This is a genomic window from Paenimyroides baculatum (assembly GCF_008629655.1).
Classification (GTDB): Bacteria; Bacteroidota; Bacteroidia; order Flavobacteriales; family Flavobacteriaceae; genus Flavobacterium; species Flavobacterium baculatum.
Map to the genome: position 1 here is coordinate 1 of NZ_VWSG01000013.1, position 19,745 is coordinate 19,745.

Annotated in this window: 19 protein-coding genes; 12 read left to right on the forward strand and 7 right to left on the reverse strand. The window is 35.7% G+C overall.

Annotated features, from left to right (window positions below):
- Positions 1–162 precede the first annotated feature (162 nt).
- On the reverse strand, positions 163–1,548 hold the full coding sequence (glmM, locus tag F0460_RS13860) for a phosphoglucosamine mutase (protein ID WP_150014255.1): 1,386 nt from the start codon (positions 1,546–1,548) through the stop codon (positions 163–165).
- A 75-nt stretch (positions 1,549–1,623) separates the two neighbouring features.
- Between glmM and F0460_RS13865 the strand changes: the two genes are divergently transcribed.
- The 12 genes from F0460_RS13865 to F0460_RS13915 all read left to right on the forward strand — a co-directional run bounded on the left by F0460_RS13865 (position 1,624) and on the right by F0460_RS13915 (position 15,691).
- The gene (locus F0460_RS13865) at positions 1,624–2,226 is read left to right on the forward strand and encodes an acyl carrier protein phosphodiesterase (RefSeq protein ID WP_150014257.1); all 603 of its coding nucleotides are present in this window, start codon (positions 1,624–1,626) and stop codon (positions 2,224–2,226) included.
- 35 nt (positions 2,227–2,261) lie between these two features.
- Positions 2,262–4,070 carry a chloride channel protein gene (locus F0460_RS13870; RefSeq protein ID WP_150014259.1) on the forward strand — a complete coding sequence of 603 codons (1,809 nt, stop codon included), beginning with the start codon at positions 2,262–2,264 and terminating at the stop codon, positions 4,068–4,070.
- A 2-nt stretch (positions 4,071–4,072) separates the two neighbouring features.
- Complete coding sequence (locus F0460_RS13875) at positions 4,073–4,312, forward strand: hypothetical protein (RefSeq protein WP_150014261.1); 240 nt, start codon at positions 4,073–4,075, stop codon at positions 4,310–4,312.
- Between the two features lie 73 nt (positions 4,313–4,385).
- Positions 4,386–7,217 carry an excinuclease ABC subunit UvrA gene (gene uvrA / locus F0460_RS13880; protein WP_150014263.1) on the forward strand — a complete coding sequence of 944 codons (2,832 nt, stop codon included), beginning with the start codon at positions 4,386–4,388 and terminating at the stop codon, positions 7,215–7,217.
- Positions 7,218–7,284: 67 nt separating this feature from the next.
- Complete coding sequence (locus F0460_RS13885; RefSeq protein WP_150014265.1) at positions 7,285–8,007, forward strand: LOG family protein; 723 nt, start codon at positions 7,285–7,287, stop codon at positions 8,005–8,007.
- Positions 8,008–8,094: 87 nt separating this feature from the next.
- Complete coding sequence (hutI, locus tag F0460_RS13890; RefSeq protein ID WP_150014267.1) at positions 8,095–9,327, forward strand: imidazolonepropionase; 1,233 nt, start codon at positions 8,095–8,097, stop codon at positions 9,325–9,327.
- Between the two features lie 212 nt (positions 9,328–9,539).
- A complete protein-coding gene (locus F0460_RS13895) occupies positions 9,540–10,580 on the forward strand; it encodes an arginase family protein (protein ID WP_150014269.1) in 1,041 nt (346 codons plus the stop codon).
- Between the two features lie 6 nt (positions 10,581–10,586).
- Entirely contained in the window at positions 10,587–11,735 is a 1,149-nt protein-coding gene (locus F0460_RS13900; protein WP_150014271.1) for a glycosyltransferase family 2 protein, read from the forward strand.
- A gap of 90 nt (positions 11,736–11,825) precedes the next feature.
- On the forward strand, positions 11,826–13,130 hold the full coding sequence (locus tag F0460_RS13905) for a dihydrolipoamide acetyltransferase family protein (RefSeq protein WP_150014273.1): 1,305 nt from the start codon (positions 11,826–11,828) through the stop codon (positions 13,128–13,130).
- Positions 13,131–13,794: 664 nt separating this feature from the next.
- Positions 13,795–14,772: a helix-turn-helix domain-containing protein gene (locus tag F0460_RS13910; protein ID WP_150014275.1), complete on the forward strand. Its 978-nt coding sequence runs from the start codon at positions 13,795–13,797 to the stop codon at positions 14,770–14,772.
- Positions 14,773–14,821: 49 nt separating this feature from the next.
- A complete protein-coding gene (locus F0460_RS16230) occupies positions 14,822–14,971 on the forward strand; it encodes a hypothetical protein (protein ID WP_190304161.1) in 150 nt (49 codons plus the stop codon).
- Positions 14,972–15,037: 66 nt separating this feature from the next.
- Positions 15,038–15,691 (forward strand): hypothetical protein, encoded by a 654-nt coding sequence (locus F0460_RS13915; protein WP_150014277.1) that lies wholly within the window; start codon positions 15,038–15,040, stop codon positions 15,689–15,691.
- A gap of 162 nt (positions 15,692–15,853) precedes the next feature.
- Here F0460_RS13915 and F0460_RS13920 read toward each other — a convergent pair whose 3' ends face one another.
- The 6 genes from F0460_RS13920 to F0460_RS13945 form a co-directional block, all read right to left on the reverse strand.
- On the reverse strand, positions 15,854–16,594 hold the full coding sequence (locus tag F0460_RS13920) for a T9SS type A sorting domain-containing protein (protein WP_150014279.1): 741 nt from the start codon (positions 16,592–16,594) through the stop codon (positions 15,854–15,856).
- A 3-nt stretch (positions 16,595–16,597) separates the two neighbouring features.
- Positions 16,598–17,125, reverse strand: a complete 528-nt coding sequence (locus tag F0460_RS13925) for an ankyrin repeat domain-containing protein (RefSeq protein WP_150014281.1) — start codon at positions 17,123–17,125, stop codon at positions 16,598–16,600.
- A gap of 4 nt (positions 17,126–17,129) precedes the next feature.
- Positions 17,130–17,675: a YceI family protein gene (locus F0460_RS13930; RefSeq protein WP_150014282.1), complete on the reverse strand. Its 546-nt coding sequence runs from the start codon at positions 17,673–17,675 to the stop codon at positions 17,130–17,132.
- A gap of 3 nt (positions 17,676–17,678) precedes the next feature.
- Entirely contained in the window at positions 17,679–18,032 is a 354-nt protein-coding gene (locus tag F0460_RS13935) for a c-type cytochrome (RefSeq protein ID WP_223810826.1), read from the reverse strand.
- Position 18,033: 1 nt separating this feature from the next.
- Positions 18,034–18,879, reverse strand: a complete 846-nt coding sequence (locus tag F0460_RS13940; RefSeq protein ID WP_150014284.1) for a DUF5777 family beta-barrel protein — start codon at positions 18,877–18,879, stop codon at positions 18,034–18,036.
- A 158-nt stretch (positions 18,880–19,037) separates the two neighbouring features.
- On the reverse strand, positions 19,038–19,685 hold the full coding sequence (locus tag F0460_RS13945) for a Crp/Fnr family transcriptional regulator (RefSeq protein WP_150014286.1): 648 nt from the start codon (positions 19,683–19,685) through the stop codon (positions 19,038–19,040).
- Between the last annotated feature and the right edge of the window lie 60 nt (positions 19,686–19,745).

A 19,745-nucleotide genomic window follows, 5' to 3' on the forward strand; every position in this document is an offset into this window, starting at 1 on the left:
CGCAATAGGGATAGAGCGATTGTTGGAGCTCTTTGTTTTGAAAAAACAAAAGCGACTCGCGAAAGCCCGAACTGTAGCAACAGCGGAAGGGATTGCCCAAATTATGAATAAAAAAACTCCTACGAATGCAGGAGTTTGGATAATTATGATGATTAGAAAATATTACTTAACAATATTTTCAATCTCTTTCAATATTTTTTGCGCTAAATTATCGGCAGCAGTTTGTGTTGGTGCTTCGGTATAAATACGGATAATTGGTTCAGTATTAGATTTTCTTAAGTGAACCCAGGAATCTGCTAAATCAATCTTAACTCCGTCAACCGTACTGATTTTTTCGTTAGCATAGATTTTCTGCATTTCTTCTAAAATAGCATCCACATTGATTTCAGGTGTTAGTTCTATTTTATTTTTACTCATATAATAAGCCGGATACGATGCTCTTAAATCTGCTACATCTAAATCTTGCTTTGTCAAATGAGTTAAAAATAAAGCCACACCAACCAAAGCATCGCGACCGTAATGAATTTCAGGATAAATGATTCCACCGTTACCTTCGCCGCCAATTATGGCATTGTTTTTCTTCATTAATTCAACCACATTTACTTCGCCAACTGCCGATGCTTCGTATATTCCGTTGTGTTTTTCGGTAACATCTCTTAAAGCTCGAGAAGACGACATGTTTGAAACCGTATTACCAGGGGTTTTACTCAACACATAATCGGCAACTGCAACCAATGTGTATTCTTCGCCAAACATTTCACCGTTGTTGCTAATAAACGCCAAACGATCTACATCGGGATCAACGACAATACCAAAATCGGCTTTTTCTTTTACAACCAATTCGCAAATATCGGTTAAATGTTCTTTTAAAGGCTCGGGATTGTGAGGAAAATGTCCGTTTGGTTCACAGTACAATTCAACCACTTCAACGCCCATTTTCTTTAAAAGATCTGGAATAACGATTCCGCCAGAAGAATTTACACCATCGACAACTACCTTGAATTTTTTGCTTTTTACGGCTTCAACATCAACCAATTTCAGATTTAAAACTTCATTAATATGTCGATCCATGTAATCGGTAATTTCGGTAATAGTTCCCAACGAATCAACATCGGCAAAATCAAAACTGTCAGATTCTGCAATTTCCAAAATCAAAGCGCCTTCGGCTCCGCTTAAAAATTCGCCTTTATTGTTCAATAATTTCAGTGCATTCCATTGTTTTGGATTGTGCGATGCTGTTAGAATAATTCCACCATCGGCTTTTTCCAAAGGAACAGCAACTTCAACAGTTGGCGTGGTTGATAAGCCTAAATCTATAATGTTAATTCCCAAACCAACCAATGTTTGCATAACCAACTGGTGGATCATAGGACCCGAAATACGTGCATCGCGACCAATTACAACGGTTAATTTATCTTTTTGCAAACTGTTTTTTAAGAAGGTTCCGTAAGCCGATGCAAATTTTACGGCATCGATCGGAGTTAAATTTTCGCCCACGTTACCGCCAATGGTCCCGCGAATTCCGGAAATTGATTTTATTAAGGTCATTTATTTATTTTTTTTAACAAACAAATATAAAGAATGATTACTTTAGATAGATACTATTGCAGTTATTTTTATGATATGAATTTTCTAGCACACATCTATTTATCGGGTACAAACGAACGCATACAGATCGGCAATTTTATGGGCGATGGTATCCGTGGAAAAGACTACAAAAATTATCATACCGATATTCAATTGGGTGTTTTATTGCATCGTTCTATTGATAGTTTTACTGATTTTCACCCGATATTCCGTCAGTCTAAATACCGATTGGTTCCAAAGTTCAATCATTTTTCAGGAATTATTATCGATATGTTTTACGATCATTTTCTGGCGAAGGAATGGGCAATGTATCATCATGAAGATCTGGAAGTATTTACCCAGCGATTTTATCGAAGTTTAAAGAATTATAAAGAGGAACTAAATCTAAAAACTCAAAATTTGTTGCCGTATCTTACCAAAGAAAACTGGCTAGCTAGGTATGCCAATTTAACCGATTTACAGCAGATTTTGAAACAGATGGATTATCGTTTTGCTATGAAATCGAACATGTACGAAGCTGTTGACGATCTATATGCGAATTACGAAGATTTTCAGAGGGAATTTCATTTGTTCTTTAAAGATTTAATGGTGCATGCCGAAACAGAACGCATTAGAATTGAACAAGAACTTAAAAAATGATTGGGTTTTAATTTTTAGTACGTTACTTTTGCACAATGGACGCAGCCAAAAACAAAAAATACCGATTTAAAAAAGCTTTTCGATACCTTGAAGGAATATTGTATTTATTAAAGACAATTATTTCTGATCGTCAGTTTTTATATATTTCATGTGTTTTGGTTGGTATTTCGTCTGCGTTGGCGGTTATTTTGCTTAAATCGTTTGCGCATAGCGTTTTTAAATTGGCAACTTATTTAGATACTATTTACAAATTGCCTTTTTCAAACAGTATTTTTCCTGTAATCGGTATTCTACTGACCGTTTTTGTAATAAAAAAATTTTTAGAAGGATCTATAGAAAAAGGTACAAGCCAAATTATGATCGCCGTTGCCAAAAAGTCGGGTTATATGCCTAAAAAGCAGATGTACGCGCAGATAATTACCAGTTCGTTAACCGTTGGTTTGGGTGGATCTGCCGGATTGGAATCTCCTATTACCATTACAGGTGCCGCTTTTGGATCAAACTTTGCACAAAATTTCCGCTTTAATTATAAAGATCGTACGCTTTTGCTTGCATGTGGTGTAGCATCGGGAATTGCAGCTGCGTTTAATGCGCCTATTGCCGGCGTACTTTTCGCCATTGAAGTGATTATTGCCGATATGAGCGTTACGGCGTTTATTCCGTTAATGATTTCATCGGCAACCGGCGCCATTGTTTCGGCAGTTGTTTTAAAAGAAAGTATCATACTTAATTTTAAAAGTCAGTTTACTTTTGATTATTCCAACATAGGCTATTATGCGCTGGTAGGTGTTGCCGCAGGTTTTTTCTCGATATATCACGCCCGAATGTTCCGGAAGGTGGAGCATTTTGCAGCAAACTTACCTTTTGGTACTTATCGAAAAGCTTTAATTGGGGCAAGCATGCTGGCGATTCTTATTTTTCTATTTCCTACGCTTTTTGGTGAAGGCTACGAAAGTATAAAGTCTTTAGCAAATAACAATGCAGCCGACATTCTTGAAAATTCCTTGCTTGAAAAATTTAGGAAAAACCCATGGATTGTACTTGCTTTTGTTGGGTTAACGGCATTCATTAAAAGTATAGCAACCGGTTTAACATTGGGATCGGGCGGAAACGGTGGAAACTTTGCTCCATCGCTTTTTGTAGGTTCTTACCTAGGATATATGGTGGCAAAGTTTATTGAGTTGATCGGACTTAAAAAACTACCTATAGAAAATTTTACTGTAGTAGGTATGGCAGCCGTTTTAAGTGGTTTGTTCCATGCTCCATTAACTGCCATTTTCCTGATAGCCGAAATTACCGGCGGTTACGGTTTAATGGTTCCCTTGTTAATTGTTTCATCAATCAGTTTTGCGATTTCGAAACGATACGATAAATATTCTATGGACATTTTTACCATTGCAGATAAAGGCTTGGTGTTTACATCAGACAAAGACAAAAATATTCTGAATAAAATCGAATTGCACAACATATACAGTAACGATGCCGAAGTTTTAACAACAGAGAACTCTATGTACGATGTTAAAAACCTGTTTTTAACTACCAGTCAAACTTTTATTCCCATAATAAATGTAGAACGAAATGTGTTGGGAGTTATTTATTTGAATGATGTTCGATCTATATTGTTTAACACTTACAAATTAAGCTCCACATTTATAGAAACCGAAATGAAGCCTGCTTTTTTGGTATCGCTTTCAGAAAACACAGGCAATGCACTTCAATTGATTGACGAAAACAATCTCTCAGAAATACTGGTAACCCAGCAAGACAAACTGATTGGTTACGTTACCAAAGTGAAAATTTTAGAAGTTTACCGTGAAAATTTAAAGAATTTAAGGATTGAGTAATTATGCCAAAAGTAGTGTGTTTGTGTAAAGAAGTAATTAATTTAAGTGATATTCCAAGTCCTAATCAATTGTTAATGATAGAAGATGTAAAGTATGATAAGTATTTTGATTCTATTGATGCTGAAAAATTATATGAAGAGATGACATTGGTTGTAAGATGTCAAAATTGTAAGAGATTATATGTTTATGAAAACGGATTTGAAAACGATCCTTTAATATATAGTTTAGACAGACCTGAATAGAAAATTACTTTTTACCAAAGCTTTAATATCTTAAGAACAAAGCAATTTGTATATTTGCACTTTGAATTTTTCTATGCAAAACTCCGATGATAATATACAGGTTTTAGGCGCACGCGTTCACAACCTAAAAAATATAGATGTTACCATTCCACGAGAAAAACTGGTGGTTATTACAGGTTTATCGGGATCCGGAAAATCTTCTTTAGCCTTTGACACCATTTATGCCGAAGGGCAGCGACGCTATATTGAAACATTTGCTTCGTATGCGCGACAGTTTCTTGGCGGATTAGAACGTCCCGATGTTGATAAGATCGAAGGACTTTCGCCGGTGATTGCCATTGAGCAAAAAACCGTTAACAAAAATCCCCGTTCAACCGTTGGAACCATTACCGAAATTTACGATTTCATCCGTTTGCTGTATGCCCGCGGATCAGATGCTTTTTCGTACGAAACCGGCGAAAAAATGGTCAGTTATTCCGATGAGCAAATCCAGCAACTTATCATTGAAAATTATTCCGGACAGCGAATTAATATTCTGTCGCCCGTAATTCGTTCTCGTAAAGGACATTATCGTGAGTTGTTTGAACAAATTGCCAAGCAAGGTTTTGTAAAAGTTCGTGTCGATGGCGAAATTCGCGATATTGTTTCCGGTATGAAGTTGGATCGATACAAAATGCACGACATAGAAATTGTAATTGACCGTTTGGCGGTTGATGATTCCGAAGATACACAAAAGCGATTGGCTGAAAGTATTAAAACGGCAATGTATCACGGTGAAGACATTATGGTAGTTTTACCGCATGAAAGTGAAACACCGCGTTTTTTCAGTCGACATTTAATGTGCCCGACTTCGGGAATTTCCTATCCAATTCCGGAACCAAATAGTTTTTCGTTCAACTCGCCAAAAGGTGCGTGTCCGGTTTGCAACGGTTTAGGATCGATCAATGAAATCAACAGCAAAAAAATCATTCCAAATAACGAATTGTCTATAAAAGCAGGTGGAATCGAGCCCATTGGCGAACAAAAAAGCACTTGGATTTTTAAGCAGTTAGAAATTATTGCACAACGTTACGAATTTAAATTGACCGATTCTATTAAGGATATTCCTGCCGAAGCGTTGGATGTTATTTTGAATGGTGGCAAGGAAAGTTTTTCGGTTGCATCGAAAATTTTGGGTATTACCAAAGATTATAAAATAGATTTTGAAGGAATATCAAACTTCATTAAAAATCAGTTTAACGATGCACCAACTGCAGCAATAAAACGTTGGGCAGGCGATTTTATGGACGAAATTATTTGTCCCGAATGTAATGGTTCGCGCCTACGCAAAGAATCGCTTTATTTTAAAGTGAACGATAAAAATATTGCTGATTTGGCAACAATGGATCTTGATCAATTGTCGGAATGGTTTGGCTCACTGCATAAAAACTTAAGCTCAAAACAACAGCTTATTGCAGGTGAAGTTGTTAAAGAAATTTCTACCCGTTTGACCTTTTTGTTAGATGTGGGGTTAAATTACCTTACGCTAAACCGATCGTCTAAAACCCTTTCTGGTGGTGAAGCACAGCGTATTCGTCTGGCAACGCAGATTGGCTCGCAACTTGTGGGTGTTTTGTATATTTTAGATGAACCAAGTATTGGATTGCACCAGCGTGATAACGAAAAACTGATTACTTCGTTAAAACAGTTACGCGATGTAGGCAATTCGGTTTTAGTTGTTGAACACGACAAAGACATGATCGAAGAAGCCGATTATGTAATTGATATTGGTCCAAAGGCTGGTTTAAACGGCGGACAGATCATTAGTGCAGGTACACCGGCAGAATTGCTGAAAGAAAATACTATTACGGCACAATATTTAAACGGAAGTTTAAGTATTCCAATTCCTGCAGAACGTAGAAGCGGAAACGGTAAAACACTGAAAATTTTCGGTGCAAAAGGCAACAACCTTAAAAATGTTACGGTAGAATTTCCGTTGGGAACCTTAATTTGTGTGTCGGGCGTGTCTGGTTCGGGTAAATCAACCTTAATCAATGAAACACTTTATCCGATATTAAACGAGCATTTTTTCAATGCCGTTAAAGTTCCGCAGCCTTACGATAAATTGCAAGGTTTAGAGCATATCGATAAAGTGATAGGTATCGATCAAAGTCCGATTGGTAGAACACCACGTTCGAATCCGGCGACATATACCGAAGTTTTTTCAGAAATTAGAACCTTGTTTACCAAAACACCTGAAGCAAGTATTCGCGGTTACAAGCCGGGACGTTTTAGCTTTAATGTTAAAGGCGGACGTTGCGAAACCTGCGAAGGATCGGGTTTACGAACCATTGAAATGGGCTTTTTGCCTGATGTTTATGTTGAGTGTGAAACCTGTCAGGGCAAGCGTTTTAATCGCGAAACATTGGAAATTCGCTACAAAGGAAAATCAATTGCTGATATTCTAAACATGACGATCGATGAAAGCGTTCCGTTTTTTGAAAACATTCCAAAAATATACCGTAAGGTAAAAACCATACAAGATGTAGGTTTAGGATACATTACACTGGGTCAGCAAAGTACCACGTTATCTGGTGGCGAAGCACAGCGAATTAAACTGGCTACAGAATTATCTAAAAAAGATACGGGAAATACGTTTTATATTTTAGACGAACCTACCACGGGTTTGCATTTTGAAGACATTCGTGTGCTGATGGAAGTCTTGCAGCAATTGGTCAACAAGGGCAATACCGTTTTGGTGATCGAACATAATATGGACGTGATAAAAATGGCAGATTACATTATCGATATTGGTCCCGAAGGTGGTAAAAAAGGCGGCGAAGTAGTTGCTTTTGGCACACCCGAAAAAGTATCGAAAAGTAAAAAAAGCCACACAGCACGCTTTTTAAAGAAAGAATTAAGTTAGTTATTAGTTGAAGGTTTTTAGTTTTAAGAACTAAAACATCCGAGATAAACAATCAAATAAAAAATATATGAAAGACGATTTTTCAGAAGAAGACATCCGCATAAAAGAAAGTTTAACACAGAAATCGTGGAACGAAATCAGATCGAACGATTCGTGGGCAATTTTTAAAATTATGTCTGAATTTGTAAATGGTTACGAAAAAATGAGCCGTATTGGTCCGTGTGTATCTATTTTTGGATCGGCACGTACAAAAAACGACAATCCATATTACAAACTGGCAGAAGAAATTGCTTTTAAAATAAGTAAAGCGGGTTACGGCGTAATTTCGGGCGGAGGTCCCGGAATTATGGAAGCTGCCAATAAGGGAGCGCATTTAGGTGGCGGTCCGTCGGTAGGTTTAAACATCGATTTACCTTTTGAACAGCATTTTAATCCGTATATTGACCACGACAAAAATTTACAGTTCGATTATTTCTTTGTTCGTAAAGTAATGTTCGTAAAATATTCGCAAGGTTTTGTGGTAATGCCAGGCGGTTTTGGAACTTTAGACGAGCTGTTTGAAGCAATCACTTTGATCCAAACCAAAAAAATAGGAAAATTTCCGATAATTTTAGTCGGAACCGAATTCTGGTCTGGTTTATTTGAATGGGTAAAAAGCGTATTGCTTGAAAAATACCTGAATGCATCGCCAGAAGACATGAATCTTATAAAGGTTGTTGATACAGCCGATGAAGTAGTAGCAATTATTGATACCTTCTACAAGAAATACAATTTAAGTCCGAATTTTTAATACATCAATCCGTTTTCAAAAGAAACGGATTTTTTTATGCTTTTTTCCAATAAGTATCTATCTTTGGTTATCAATTTTTCAAAATAAATGAAAACCCTATTTTACAATATAAAAGAACTTTTTCAGGTTCGCGAAAACAATCAATCAATATTAAAAGGAAGTCAAATGAAAGAGCTTCCTTCTATAAAAAATGCCTTTTTAATGGTTGAAAATGATCTGATTGCAGATTATGGTTCTATGGAAAATGCACCTACAGATTTTGATGAATCGGTTGATGTTTCTGGTAAAATGATCATGCCCAGCTATATTGACAGTCACACGCACATTGTTTATGCAGGCAACCGCGAACAAGAATTTGTTGATAGAATTAACGGTTTAAGTTATGATGAGATTTACAAACGTGGGGGCGGAATTTTAAATTCGGTAGAAAAACTGCGTAATGCTTCTGAAGACGAATTGTATAAAGATGCAGCTGCTCGTTTGGAAGAGTTAATTGCTTTGGGAACCGGAGTTATCGAAATTAAATCGGGATATGGTTTAAGTTTAGAAGCCGAACTAAAAATGCTGCGTGTTATAAAAAAATTGCAAGATAATTATCCTGTAAAAATTAAAGCTACGTTTTTAGGTGCGCATGCTGTTCCACCAGAATTTAAAGACAATCAAGCAGGATTTGTAGATGAAATTTGTAATGTAATGATTCCTGAAATCGCAAAATCGGGCTTGGCAGATTATGTTGATGCTTTTTTGGAAACCGGATATTTCACCGTTGATGAAACTCGAAAAGTTATCAAAGCAGCAACAAATCACGGTTTAAAATCAAAAATCCACATTAATCAGTTTACGGCAATCAACGGAATTGAGATGTGTGTGGAAGAAAACGTTCTTACGGTAGATCATTTGGAAATTGTTGAAGATGCAGATATTGAAGCACTGAAAAAAGGAAAAACCATTCCTGTGGCTTTGCCAACCTGTTCGTATTTTATATCAATTCCTTACACACCTGCACGTAAATTGTTAGATGCCGATTTGCCGTTGGTCATCGCATCAGATTACAATCCTGGAACAACACCAAGCGGTAACATGAATTTTGTGGTTGCAACTTCGTGCGTAAAAATGAAATTGACTCCAGAAGAAGCTTTTAACGCCGCAACATTAAATGCAGCTTACTCTCTGGAAGTTGAAAACGAATACGGCAGTATTACCAAAGGAAAAAAAGCATCGTTTTTTATTACAAAACCTCTAAATTCTATTTATGCCATTCCGTATAATTTTGGAAGCAATCCAATAGAATCGGTTTATTTAAACGGTATCAAACAATAAAAACACAGCGGCAATTTACATTGTCGCTGTGAAAAAAAATAGTTATGAAAAAGATTTTTATAAATCGAAATTTAATTATCGATATATATTTACCTATTACAAAGTTAATAATAAATCATTAATTTTGAATAAGATAACGTATGTTAAATTTTAAAAAAGTATCAATAATACTTATAACTCTTGATTTTACTATGATTTTTTACACCTGTTAAATGGAAAATTTTGAATACTTTAACACAAACACTTTATCGCAGCATTTAGTTTTAAGAAAAGACGAAACTAAATTTGGCGAAAAAATCAAATATCCTTCTAATCAAGAAGTTAGCTTGAGCGATTTTTTAAACGAAACCAAAGCATCGTTTATTGTTTTCGGTATTAAAGAGTGTGTAGGCATCAAGGCAAATTTCGGGCGTCTGGGCGATACCCATAGCTGGGACGTGTTTTTATCGTCGTTTTTAAACATTCAGAACAACAAATACCTTAAAGCATCAAACGTTGCGGTAATAGGTTGTTTAGATTACAAAAAATACGATGAAGAAATAGCACGTTTAAATCCGAATATTCCTGATGATCTGCAGCGTTTATACGAAATAGTTTCAGAAATAGATAAAGACGTTACGTATATGAATACGCTCATTCATCGTGCGGGTAAAAAGGCGATTGTAATTGGTGGCGGACACAATAATGCCTATGGAAACATTAAGGGATTGGCGCTGGCAAAAGGCAAAAGCGTGAATGTTGTGAATTTTGATGCCCATACCGATTTTCGAACTATGGAAGGTCGTCACAGTGGTAACGGTTTTTCGTATGCTTTTAACGAAGGATTTTTAGATACTTACTGCGTTTTTGGTGCACATGAAAATTATTTGAACAAATATATGATGCATCAGTTTAAAGATCAGCCCGAAAAACTGAAGTTATTTACTTTTGAAGATTTAAAGGTTCGATTTGAAAAAGATTTCATCACAAGTATAAACAACGTAAATAAGCTGATAAAAAACAAACCGTACGGAATTGAAATTGATGTGGATGCAGTCGAAAATATTGCAAGCAGTGCCATGTCATCAAGCGGATTTTCGGTTACAGAAACGCGTCAGTTTGTACATCTAACAGCAAATAATGCAAACGCAAGCTATCTGCATTTGTGCGAAGGATCGGCAAGTTTAGGTACATCGCCTGCAAATATGTTAGGAAAATTGTTAACATATCTTGTAACCGATTTTATAAAAGCGCAATTGCCTTACGTTAAATAGATTTTCATGCAACTATCCGTCGTTATCTTAAATTATAATGTGAAGCACTTTTTAGAAATCTGTGTAAAAAGTGTTCAAAAAGCTATTGAAAACATCAATGGTGAAATTATTGTTGTTGATAATGCTTCTACCGATGGATCAAAGGAAATGATGCAACACACTTTTCCTGATGTAACTTATTTGTATCAGAAAGAAAATTCTGGTTTTCCCAAAGGAAATAATATCGGTGTTGATCTTGCAAAAGGAGAGTTTATCTGTATTTTGAATCCAGATACCATTGTTGCAGAAGATACGTTTGAAATTTTATTGAAAGAATATCAAACACTGAAAGATCCCGGGATTTTAGGTTGCAGATTGATCGACGGATCGGGCAAATTTCTTCCCGAAAGCAAACGCGGAGTGCCTACACCTTGGGTTGCTTTTACAAAAGTAGCATCGTTATATAAAATTTTTCCGAAAACAAAATGGTTTAATAAATACTACGCGCAACATATTTCTGAAAACGAAACAGGAAAGGTTGATATTTTGGTTGGAGCGTTTATGTTTATGAAACGAAATCTTTACTTGCAAGTAGACGGGTTCGATGAAGGATGTTTTATGTACGCAGACGATATCGATTTAAGTTATATGGTTTCAAAAACAGGTTTGCAGAATTATTACGTTCCAAAAACTACTGTTATTCATTTTAAAGGAGAAAGTACGTTGAAAGACGGAAAATATATGATGCGTTTTAAAGAAGCCATGCAGTTTTTTTATCAAAAGCAATTTAAAACATCGTGGTGGTTCAATAGTATTATGAATATTGGTATTGCATTGTTCGCATTTAAAAAGAAATCAGAAAAAAGCAATACAACCAACTTTACAGATCATTATATTTTGGTTACCAACAACGTAACTATTTATCAAAATGTTGTAAATAAGATGGATAAACCTTTAGATTGGGTTTATTTTCTGGATGATTTCGAAACAATAAATCAGCCTAATAAAAATATCGAAGTTTTAATTGATAGCGAATCAATTAGTTATAAAGATTATATACGATTTATCAATCAAAATCAAAAAACAAATAAATCGTTTAAAATTCGAGCTTTAAAATCAGATTTTTTTATCGGAAGCAACGATAAAAACGATAGGGGAGAAATTTTATCTTTCTAACCATTAAAAATTTTAAATAAACAGGTAAATAGTCTTAAAAATTACTATTTTTGTAATACTTTAATCTAAATACAACTCTTTACTAAAAATATGGCAAAGTTTGAATTAAAATTACCTAAAATGGGTGAAAGTGTTGCAGAGGCAACCATTACAAATTGGGTAAAAAATGTTGGAGATACTGTTGAACAAGACGAAACAATTGTTGAAGTAGCTACCGATAAAGTTGATAGTGAAGTACCTACTGAAGTTAGTGGTAAAATAATTGAAATTTTATTTCAGAAAGATGATGTTGTTCAAGTAGGGCAAACAATTGCCATTATTGAAACAGAAGGTGGCGATGCTGCACAACCAAGTGCTGCACCTGCAAAAGAAGAAGTTTCGGTTGAAAAAGTTGAAAAAACAGTAACACAGGCACAAGAAACTGTAGAAGCTGCGGATTTTAATGCATCGGAAAAGTTTTTCTCGCCTTTAGTTAAGAATATTGCAAAAGAAGAAGGTATTTCTATTGCCGAATTAGAAGCAATCAACGGAACCGGAAAAGATGGTAGAATTACCAAAACAGATATATTAGATTACGTTAAAAACAGAGGTTCACAACCTGCGGCAGCTCCTGTTCAAAAAACAGCGGCTCCAGCACAAACTGCACAGCCAGTTGCTGCTAAAGCGGCACCGGTTTCTGTAAACGGACAAGACGAGATTGTAGAAATGGATCGTATGCGTAAAATGATTGCGCACCACATGGTTCAATCGGTTCAAACATCGGCTCACGTTCAGTCGTTTATCGAAGTTGATGTTACAAACATCGTAAACTGGAGAAATAAAACTAAAAATGCTTTCGAGAAGAGAGAAGGAGAGAAGCTTACTTTTACACCGATCTTTATGGAAGCTGTTGCAAAAGCATTGAAAGATTTCCCAATGATGAATATTTCGGTTGATGGTGATTATATCATTAAACGTAAAAATATTAATTTAGGAATGGCTGCGGCTTTACCAAACGGAAATTTAATTGTTCCTGTAATTAAAAATGCAGACCAATTGAATTTAGTTGGAATGGCAAAAGCGGTTAACGATTTAGCAGATCGCGCAAGAAATGGTAAATTAAAACCAGACGATACACAAGGTGCAACATACACAGTTACAAACGTTGGTACATTTGGATCTGTTTTCGGTACACCAATCATTAGTCAGCCGCAAGTAGGTATTTTAGCTTTGGGAGCTATTAGAAAAGTTCCTGCGGTTATTGAAACTCCTGAAGGTGATTTCATTGGTATCCGTCAAAAAATGTTCTTATCACATTCTTATGACCACCGAGTTGTAGATGGTTCTTTAGGCGGACAGTTTGTTCAAAGAGTGGCAAATTATTTAGAAGCTTTTGATCCTAACAGAGATATTTAAAAATAAAAAATCCCGAAGTGAAAACTTCGGGATTTTTTTGTTAAAGAATTGCTAATCTTGCTCTATCAGCCTAAAGATCAATTGGTTCAATTGGAATTAAAAGTATTCGTTTATTACGGTAATAAAAGAATGTTTGATAAAATGTTAGACTGACAGAATCTTATATGTAACAGAAGGTTTATTCCATCTCCAGACTTCTGATGTATGTTAATTTGTTAAAAAAGTAGACTGTTTTTACGGCTGTAACACTACTCTTAAAATCCAATACTCTCTGGTTGACTGATTTTAACCATTTATTGTAGAAAATGTATTAAAAACATACTGTTAAAGAATATTAAATTTGAACAAAACAGAATTGGAAATGATTACTGTTTCTAAGGTTTTAAAGATCAGACGTTCATAGTTTAATGTTTGTGAAATCAAATTAATGCAGAAAAAAGGTTGTTGGTGGTTATGCTTAAGTTGTTCACACTATAATTTTACAGAAGTAATACTTTATAAATAAAGCAGTATTGTGTAATTATGCGGATTTTATCGCCGGTTTTATTACGTTTTATCAATAGAAGGTTCATTTAGGGCTACTTTTGGTATTCTGTTTGTTATAGTAATTGGAACTTCATTTGTGTGAGAAATCTCTTAAAGTCATAGTTTACAGTTTGCATTCGTGAATTTTAAGATTGGTTTACTGCGGGTTATTTGCAGTGAAAGTACAGGTTTCTTATTTGATATTAAGCAGATGGAAGGAATAAAAATTAGTAATGTAAAAGAGTTAGAGGAGATGAAAGAATTTTTAACCAAACCATTTTTAGATTTAAAGAACAAGCAGTTTTTAAGCCTGCATTCTTTAAAAAATCTGTGTGATGAAGAACGGGAGTTTTTCACCTCTAAAAAAGCGGGTGCCTATACGGTTCATTTTTATATACAGGGAAACGGTGTCTACAGGCTCGGCAATCAGGAAATTATGGTTGAATCCCGTGCTTTGTTGTTTAGCCCGCTCGATCGTATCAAGCAGTTTCATACGTCAGATGAATGTGAGGGATTTGCCCTTATTTTTTCTGAAACGTTTTTCGGTAAAACCAGTATGAAGAGTTTTTTTCTGCATCATACGCAGTTGTTCAATAGCCTTGATAAGATCGTTTTCTTTCCGGTTGAAGATCGTTTTGAAGATGTATTTAACTTGTTTCAGCTGATTATTAACGAAATGAGAAGACCTTACAGTGAAATTCAAGAACAGATTCTTCTTAACTACGTATTCAGTATGCTGCTGATTAGTGAGGAGCTGCATAAGCACGAACAGGTAACGCTTAGAGTTGATAACGACATTAAAATTGTTAGAAATTTTAAATTGCTTTATAATAACGAGTTAAATAAAAGACAGAGCTTGAAATTCTTTTGTGACAAAATGAATTTAAGCTTGAATACCTTGGAAAGGGCGTTTAAAAAGTATGAAAATACAACGCCTAAAAAATGGACAAATAAACGGTTGGTTTCTGAAATTCAGATTGAATTAAACCGTATGGAAAACTCTATTGGTGAAATTGCTTTTAAATTCGGTTTCAGTGAGGTAACCAACTTTACCAAGTTTTTTAAGGGACAGACAGGAATAACGCCCAAACAGTTTAGGGCAAGATTACAGCTTTAGTAAGATTTGACTCAATTTTATAAAACAAACATAATACACACTGAGAACAATGGATAATGATGACGAGTTGGAAGAGCAGATAGAAATCAAAAAGGTTTTTACCGAAGAATTGCTCAAACAGATTGATACATGGAATCAGAAGTTAAGAGAATTAGATATTCCTTTAAAAGTTGACCTTAAATTTATCGATGAACTTTAAAAATAAACAGCTGTATAAATTTATATACAGCTTTTATTGTTCTATTAATAGTTAAATATATTTCGTATGACACATATTAAAAATAGTAGGTCCAGTTTGTTGCTGCTTTCTTTATTAACAATTACTGTAGCTTGCCAAAAACGTATTGAAAACAGTAAAGGAAGGCAGGTTTTAAAGAATGAAAAAGTTGAAAACACTGCCATACAATCTGGTTCTTACCAAACCCCAAAAGATGTTGATGCTATAAAGGAATTGTATGCGGCATGGGATCAAAGAGAAAAGAATGGATCGTTCAAAAAAATCTCCTTTAATTACAATTGCGAGAATGAAAAAAGCGGTGAGTTGACTTATTTTTTCGAAAATGGTAAATTAAGAATCATAGAACACACATACAGTGAATATTATCATTTTTCTGCCACAGACCGCTATTATGTTACTGAAGGTATTGCGTTTTTTGTTTACAGTAAAGAAGTAGTGTGGTCTTTTGAAGCAGAAGGAAAAACTAAAGACAATGTAACAGAATACAGAGGATATGTCATTAATGATAAGCCTGTTGAATGTTTAGAAAAGAAGTATATTTTACGCTCGCGTGTAGATAACAATCCAGATACGGATCAAATCGCAAACAAAATTTCAGATTGCAGGAATATTGAGAAACTTATCAAAAATTACGAAAGACTGGTAACCTATAAAAGCAGCAGCGATGTAGATTGTCTTTAAAGGTTGTGATACTAAAACTATAAAGCCTAAAATTAAAAAACCGTTTTTAATGTCCAAAACGGTTTTTCTTTGAATAAAGTTGTTTGTTGTTGTATTGCGTTTAGTAAAATTGTAAAACTTCTATAAAAAGGATTTATGCAGTATAAAGCTGCTTATTCCAAACTACTTCTTAACAATCTTGTCGTAACTGATGCTTCCGTCGGTCAATTCGTATTCTACAACGTACGTACCTTTAGCAAGTGTTGAAACATCGATGCTGCTTTTACCTTCTGTTAAAGTAGTTTTTATCATTCTTCCCGTAGTATCATAAAAGGAAACTTTCTTAATTGTTCCGTTTTCACCAAAGTGTAGTAAATCTGTAACCGGATTAGGATATACTTTGATTTTCTGCTGATCAAAATCTTCTGTAGAAAGGCTTGCTTTCATTACCAATGTACTATAACCGCGGCTTGTTCCGTGGTTTGCCAAACTTAAACCCGTTCCTCTTGCATAGCTTATTGAAATGTTACCGGCAGCGTTTGCTATGGTATAATCTTCTGTTCCGCCTGCAAGTGTTCTGGTTGCAACTATAGTTCTGATGCCCGATGCCACGGTATTGCTTGATACAGTCCAATGCTGTGTTACATCTGCGACAGGGTTTGATCCCACACCGGCGAAAGTATAATCTAAATTGCTTTGTGAATTGTAGATAAATCCGTCTGATCCGTTGTCCATTCCAGCGCTTCCAAAACCTATACCAAGGTATGAATTGCTGTTGCCTGTAAGGGTAATGGTTGCAGTTGTAGCATTTGTTTCTAGTTTTACAACCATTCCTGTGCTGCCAAGTGTTACGTTACCCGAGGTAAATTGTGCATTTGCTGCCAAAATGGTTAGAAATGCTGTTAAAGTAAAGATTTTTTTCATTTTTTATTTTTTTAAAAGATTGATTATTGCTTGGTTTCTGCTTTCTATAGCGTATTCAAAAACAGTTTTCTCCTGATTGTCTTTTATCGTTGGGTCTGCCTTATGATCCAGAAGCAGACGTACCAGTTCTTCATTACCACTTTTTACTGCTAAAAACAAAGGGGTTTCACCATTTTGGTCTGCCAGATTTGGATTGGCTCCTTTTTCAAGAAGTTTCAAGGTAAGGTCTTTGTTGTAATGTACTGTCATGGTTGCTAAAGCGGTTCCTTGTGCACTTACATGGTTGATATTGTCTGCGTGATCGATCAAGTGCATAGCTACCGGAATGTTACAGCGGTAGCAGGCAAGGATCAAGGCTGTATAACCACGCGAATCGATTTCATTGATTGCCTTCGGATCTTTTTCGGTCAATGCACTCAATTCTGTAAGTGATCCGTTTCGGGCAATATCAAAAATGCTTTTATCGCTGTTTTGTGCGTTGCTTGATATCGAACAGATGATAAGTAGCAGGGTGAATACTGTTTTTTTCATAATCTTACTGCTTTACTAATGTAAAATTGTAGGTTACATCTACTTCTTCTGCAATTTTTTTTGTCATCATTTTTGGAATCGTAACTTTATAATCTGCCGGACGTGCCTTAAAAGAACCTGTTACAGTAATTTTTCCATCTTTTAAGGTAACAGTTGCTACAGATTTTACCGGTCGGTCTGTACCGTGAAAGTTCAGTGTACCCTCTATGGTATATTTTTTAGCGGTAGACGTAAGATCGCTAAGCTTAAAATTCACTATTTTTCCTTTAAAGGTTGTTTTAGGGTATTTGGCTGTTTCGGCGTAACTTTCGTTAAAATGTTCTTCCATTAGCTTCACGGTAAACTTAAAGTTGCTTACAGAGGAGACCGATGCAATTGAGCCCGTAGCGGCATCTAGAACCGTAACGTTGTTGCTGTCTTTGGCATTTACATCTTCAAAAAGCGGTACCGATGCTTCAAAAGCGAGTTTTCCGTTTTTGGTGCTATATTTCTGTGCACTCACAACCTGCGTGCATAATGCTATTGTTAATAATAATAACACTTTTTTCATGGTCTAATTTTCTAAAAGTCCGTCTTCTTTCCATTTTACAACGATGCTGATGTCGGCTGCAGACATGGTTCCTCCCTGAGGCATACGTAATGGATCACCTGCCGGTCGCTGGATTCGGTCTATTATTTGGTTGATCGCTCCGTTTACCTGTGCATAGGTGTTTAGTGGTCGTGACGATGCCGAACCGCCTGTGGAATGGCACGAAGTACATTTTGCCTCCATAATACCTTTTACGTGCTTGGTATAGGTGATTTTTTCTGTTGGAACTTCTGTGTTTGAAACTTCGTCGTAAGTGGAACTTTCACACGATACCATTGCAATACCAAGTATAATTGCTGTAAATAAATTCTTTTTCATACTAAAAAACTCTGTAAAGGTTAAACCCAAAATAAATTTTGCCTTTTCCCCAATCTCCTGTTGCATTGGTAAGGTAACCGATGTCTGAATTGACTTGTGAGTTGGAAAAAAGAAGCTGGAATACGTGTCCGCCTGTTTCGATATCTACACCAAGCGATGCTGGATTTTTATAAACGTCAGACTCTGAGAAATTAACGAAGTACTCCGCATTGATGGAAACTCGTTTTGAGATTTTGTATCTGCCGCCAAAACCTGCCAGCATCTGGTCTTTTTCGTCTGTATTGGGCATGTACAGGTTTTTGTGTACATAAGATGGCGATAACTGTAGCGAAAAACTTTCACTGAATCTTCTTGAAATTAGCAATTGCGAAAGATAGGAGATACGGTTGGAAAACTCCAATTTCGGAAAATCCTCTTTGTCTAATTCCGAATTCAATGCCACAGTATGGTAGCCAACTACTTCCACAGGTAATTTTTCAGATTGTTTTATAATTCGGTATTTAATTGCACCTTCATAGGTTTTCATGAACGTTTCCCTTGAAAGGCTTAAAGACAAATTGTCGCTTAAACCGTAGATAAAACCGATTTTTGTAGCTGCATCATCCAATCCGAAAAAGTTGTCGAATCCTTCGCTTACATCGCCAAAGCGGTGCGCAACCACAAAATAAAGGTCTCCTTTTGCAGCGAGTTTGGTAGATTGAGCCGTAACAATCTGTAGTCCTTTAAATGCGGGTGGTACAAAATCGGAATTAGTACTTAAGGTGTCAATTTGTTTTAACAGGTCGTCTTCCTGGGCAAATAGAGCGGATGACGACAACAGTAAAAGCATTGTAACGCGTTTAATCATTTATTGTTTTGTTAAGAAGTTTTAACAAAATTATAAACCACGTTAAATCTAGTTGGTGACTTTAGTCACTTCAACCGGGTTTTGACGCTATTTTAAATGATTATAAGTAACGGTACAATTTTATGAGATAAGAAACACTCTTAAAGCAATCGTATTTTTTATGGGCTTACCTTTTTCTTGTTTAGTAGTTCAATTCCGTATTTGTGTTGCACAACATGACCTTCGTTAACAAGTTTTTTAAGTACTCTGCTTACCACTTCGCGTACAGTTCCCAATCCGGTAGCTATTTCTTTGTGCGAGATCATTACCGGGTTAGTTCCGGTAAGTTCTACTTGTTTTTGAATGTAGTTAAATACCCTAATATCTAGTTTATGGTACACGGCATCATTTACCATGTCCATCAGCGCGGTAAATCGAGTATCGTATTCTTCGTAAAATACGGTATTTATTAACGGATATTTTTTTACAAACCTTAAAAAATCAGATACCGGGATTAAAGCGAATTTTGAATGCTCTTCGGCATAGGCATAAATACGGCTTATGGAATTCTGAAAGATCGATGCAACCGTCATAATACAGCTTTCACCGGGTTTTATGTAGTAATACAGCAGTTCACGACCGTCGTTCAACGTATAAACCTTAACCGACCCGCTAAGCAGAATGGGAATGTTGTTAATACGTTGCCCCGGAGCAATAATCTCTGTACGGGCTTTAACTTCCGCTATAACAGCACAATTATCAAGTTCCGCTAAAAATTCGGATCCCAGAAAAGCAAATTTTTCGGATAGATGTTTTTTGTTACTCATTTCTAAATATGCATTAAATAGGTGAAAATTGTGTGGTATTTTAAGTTAAGTAGGTGACAA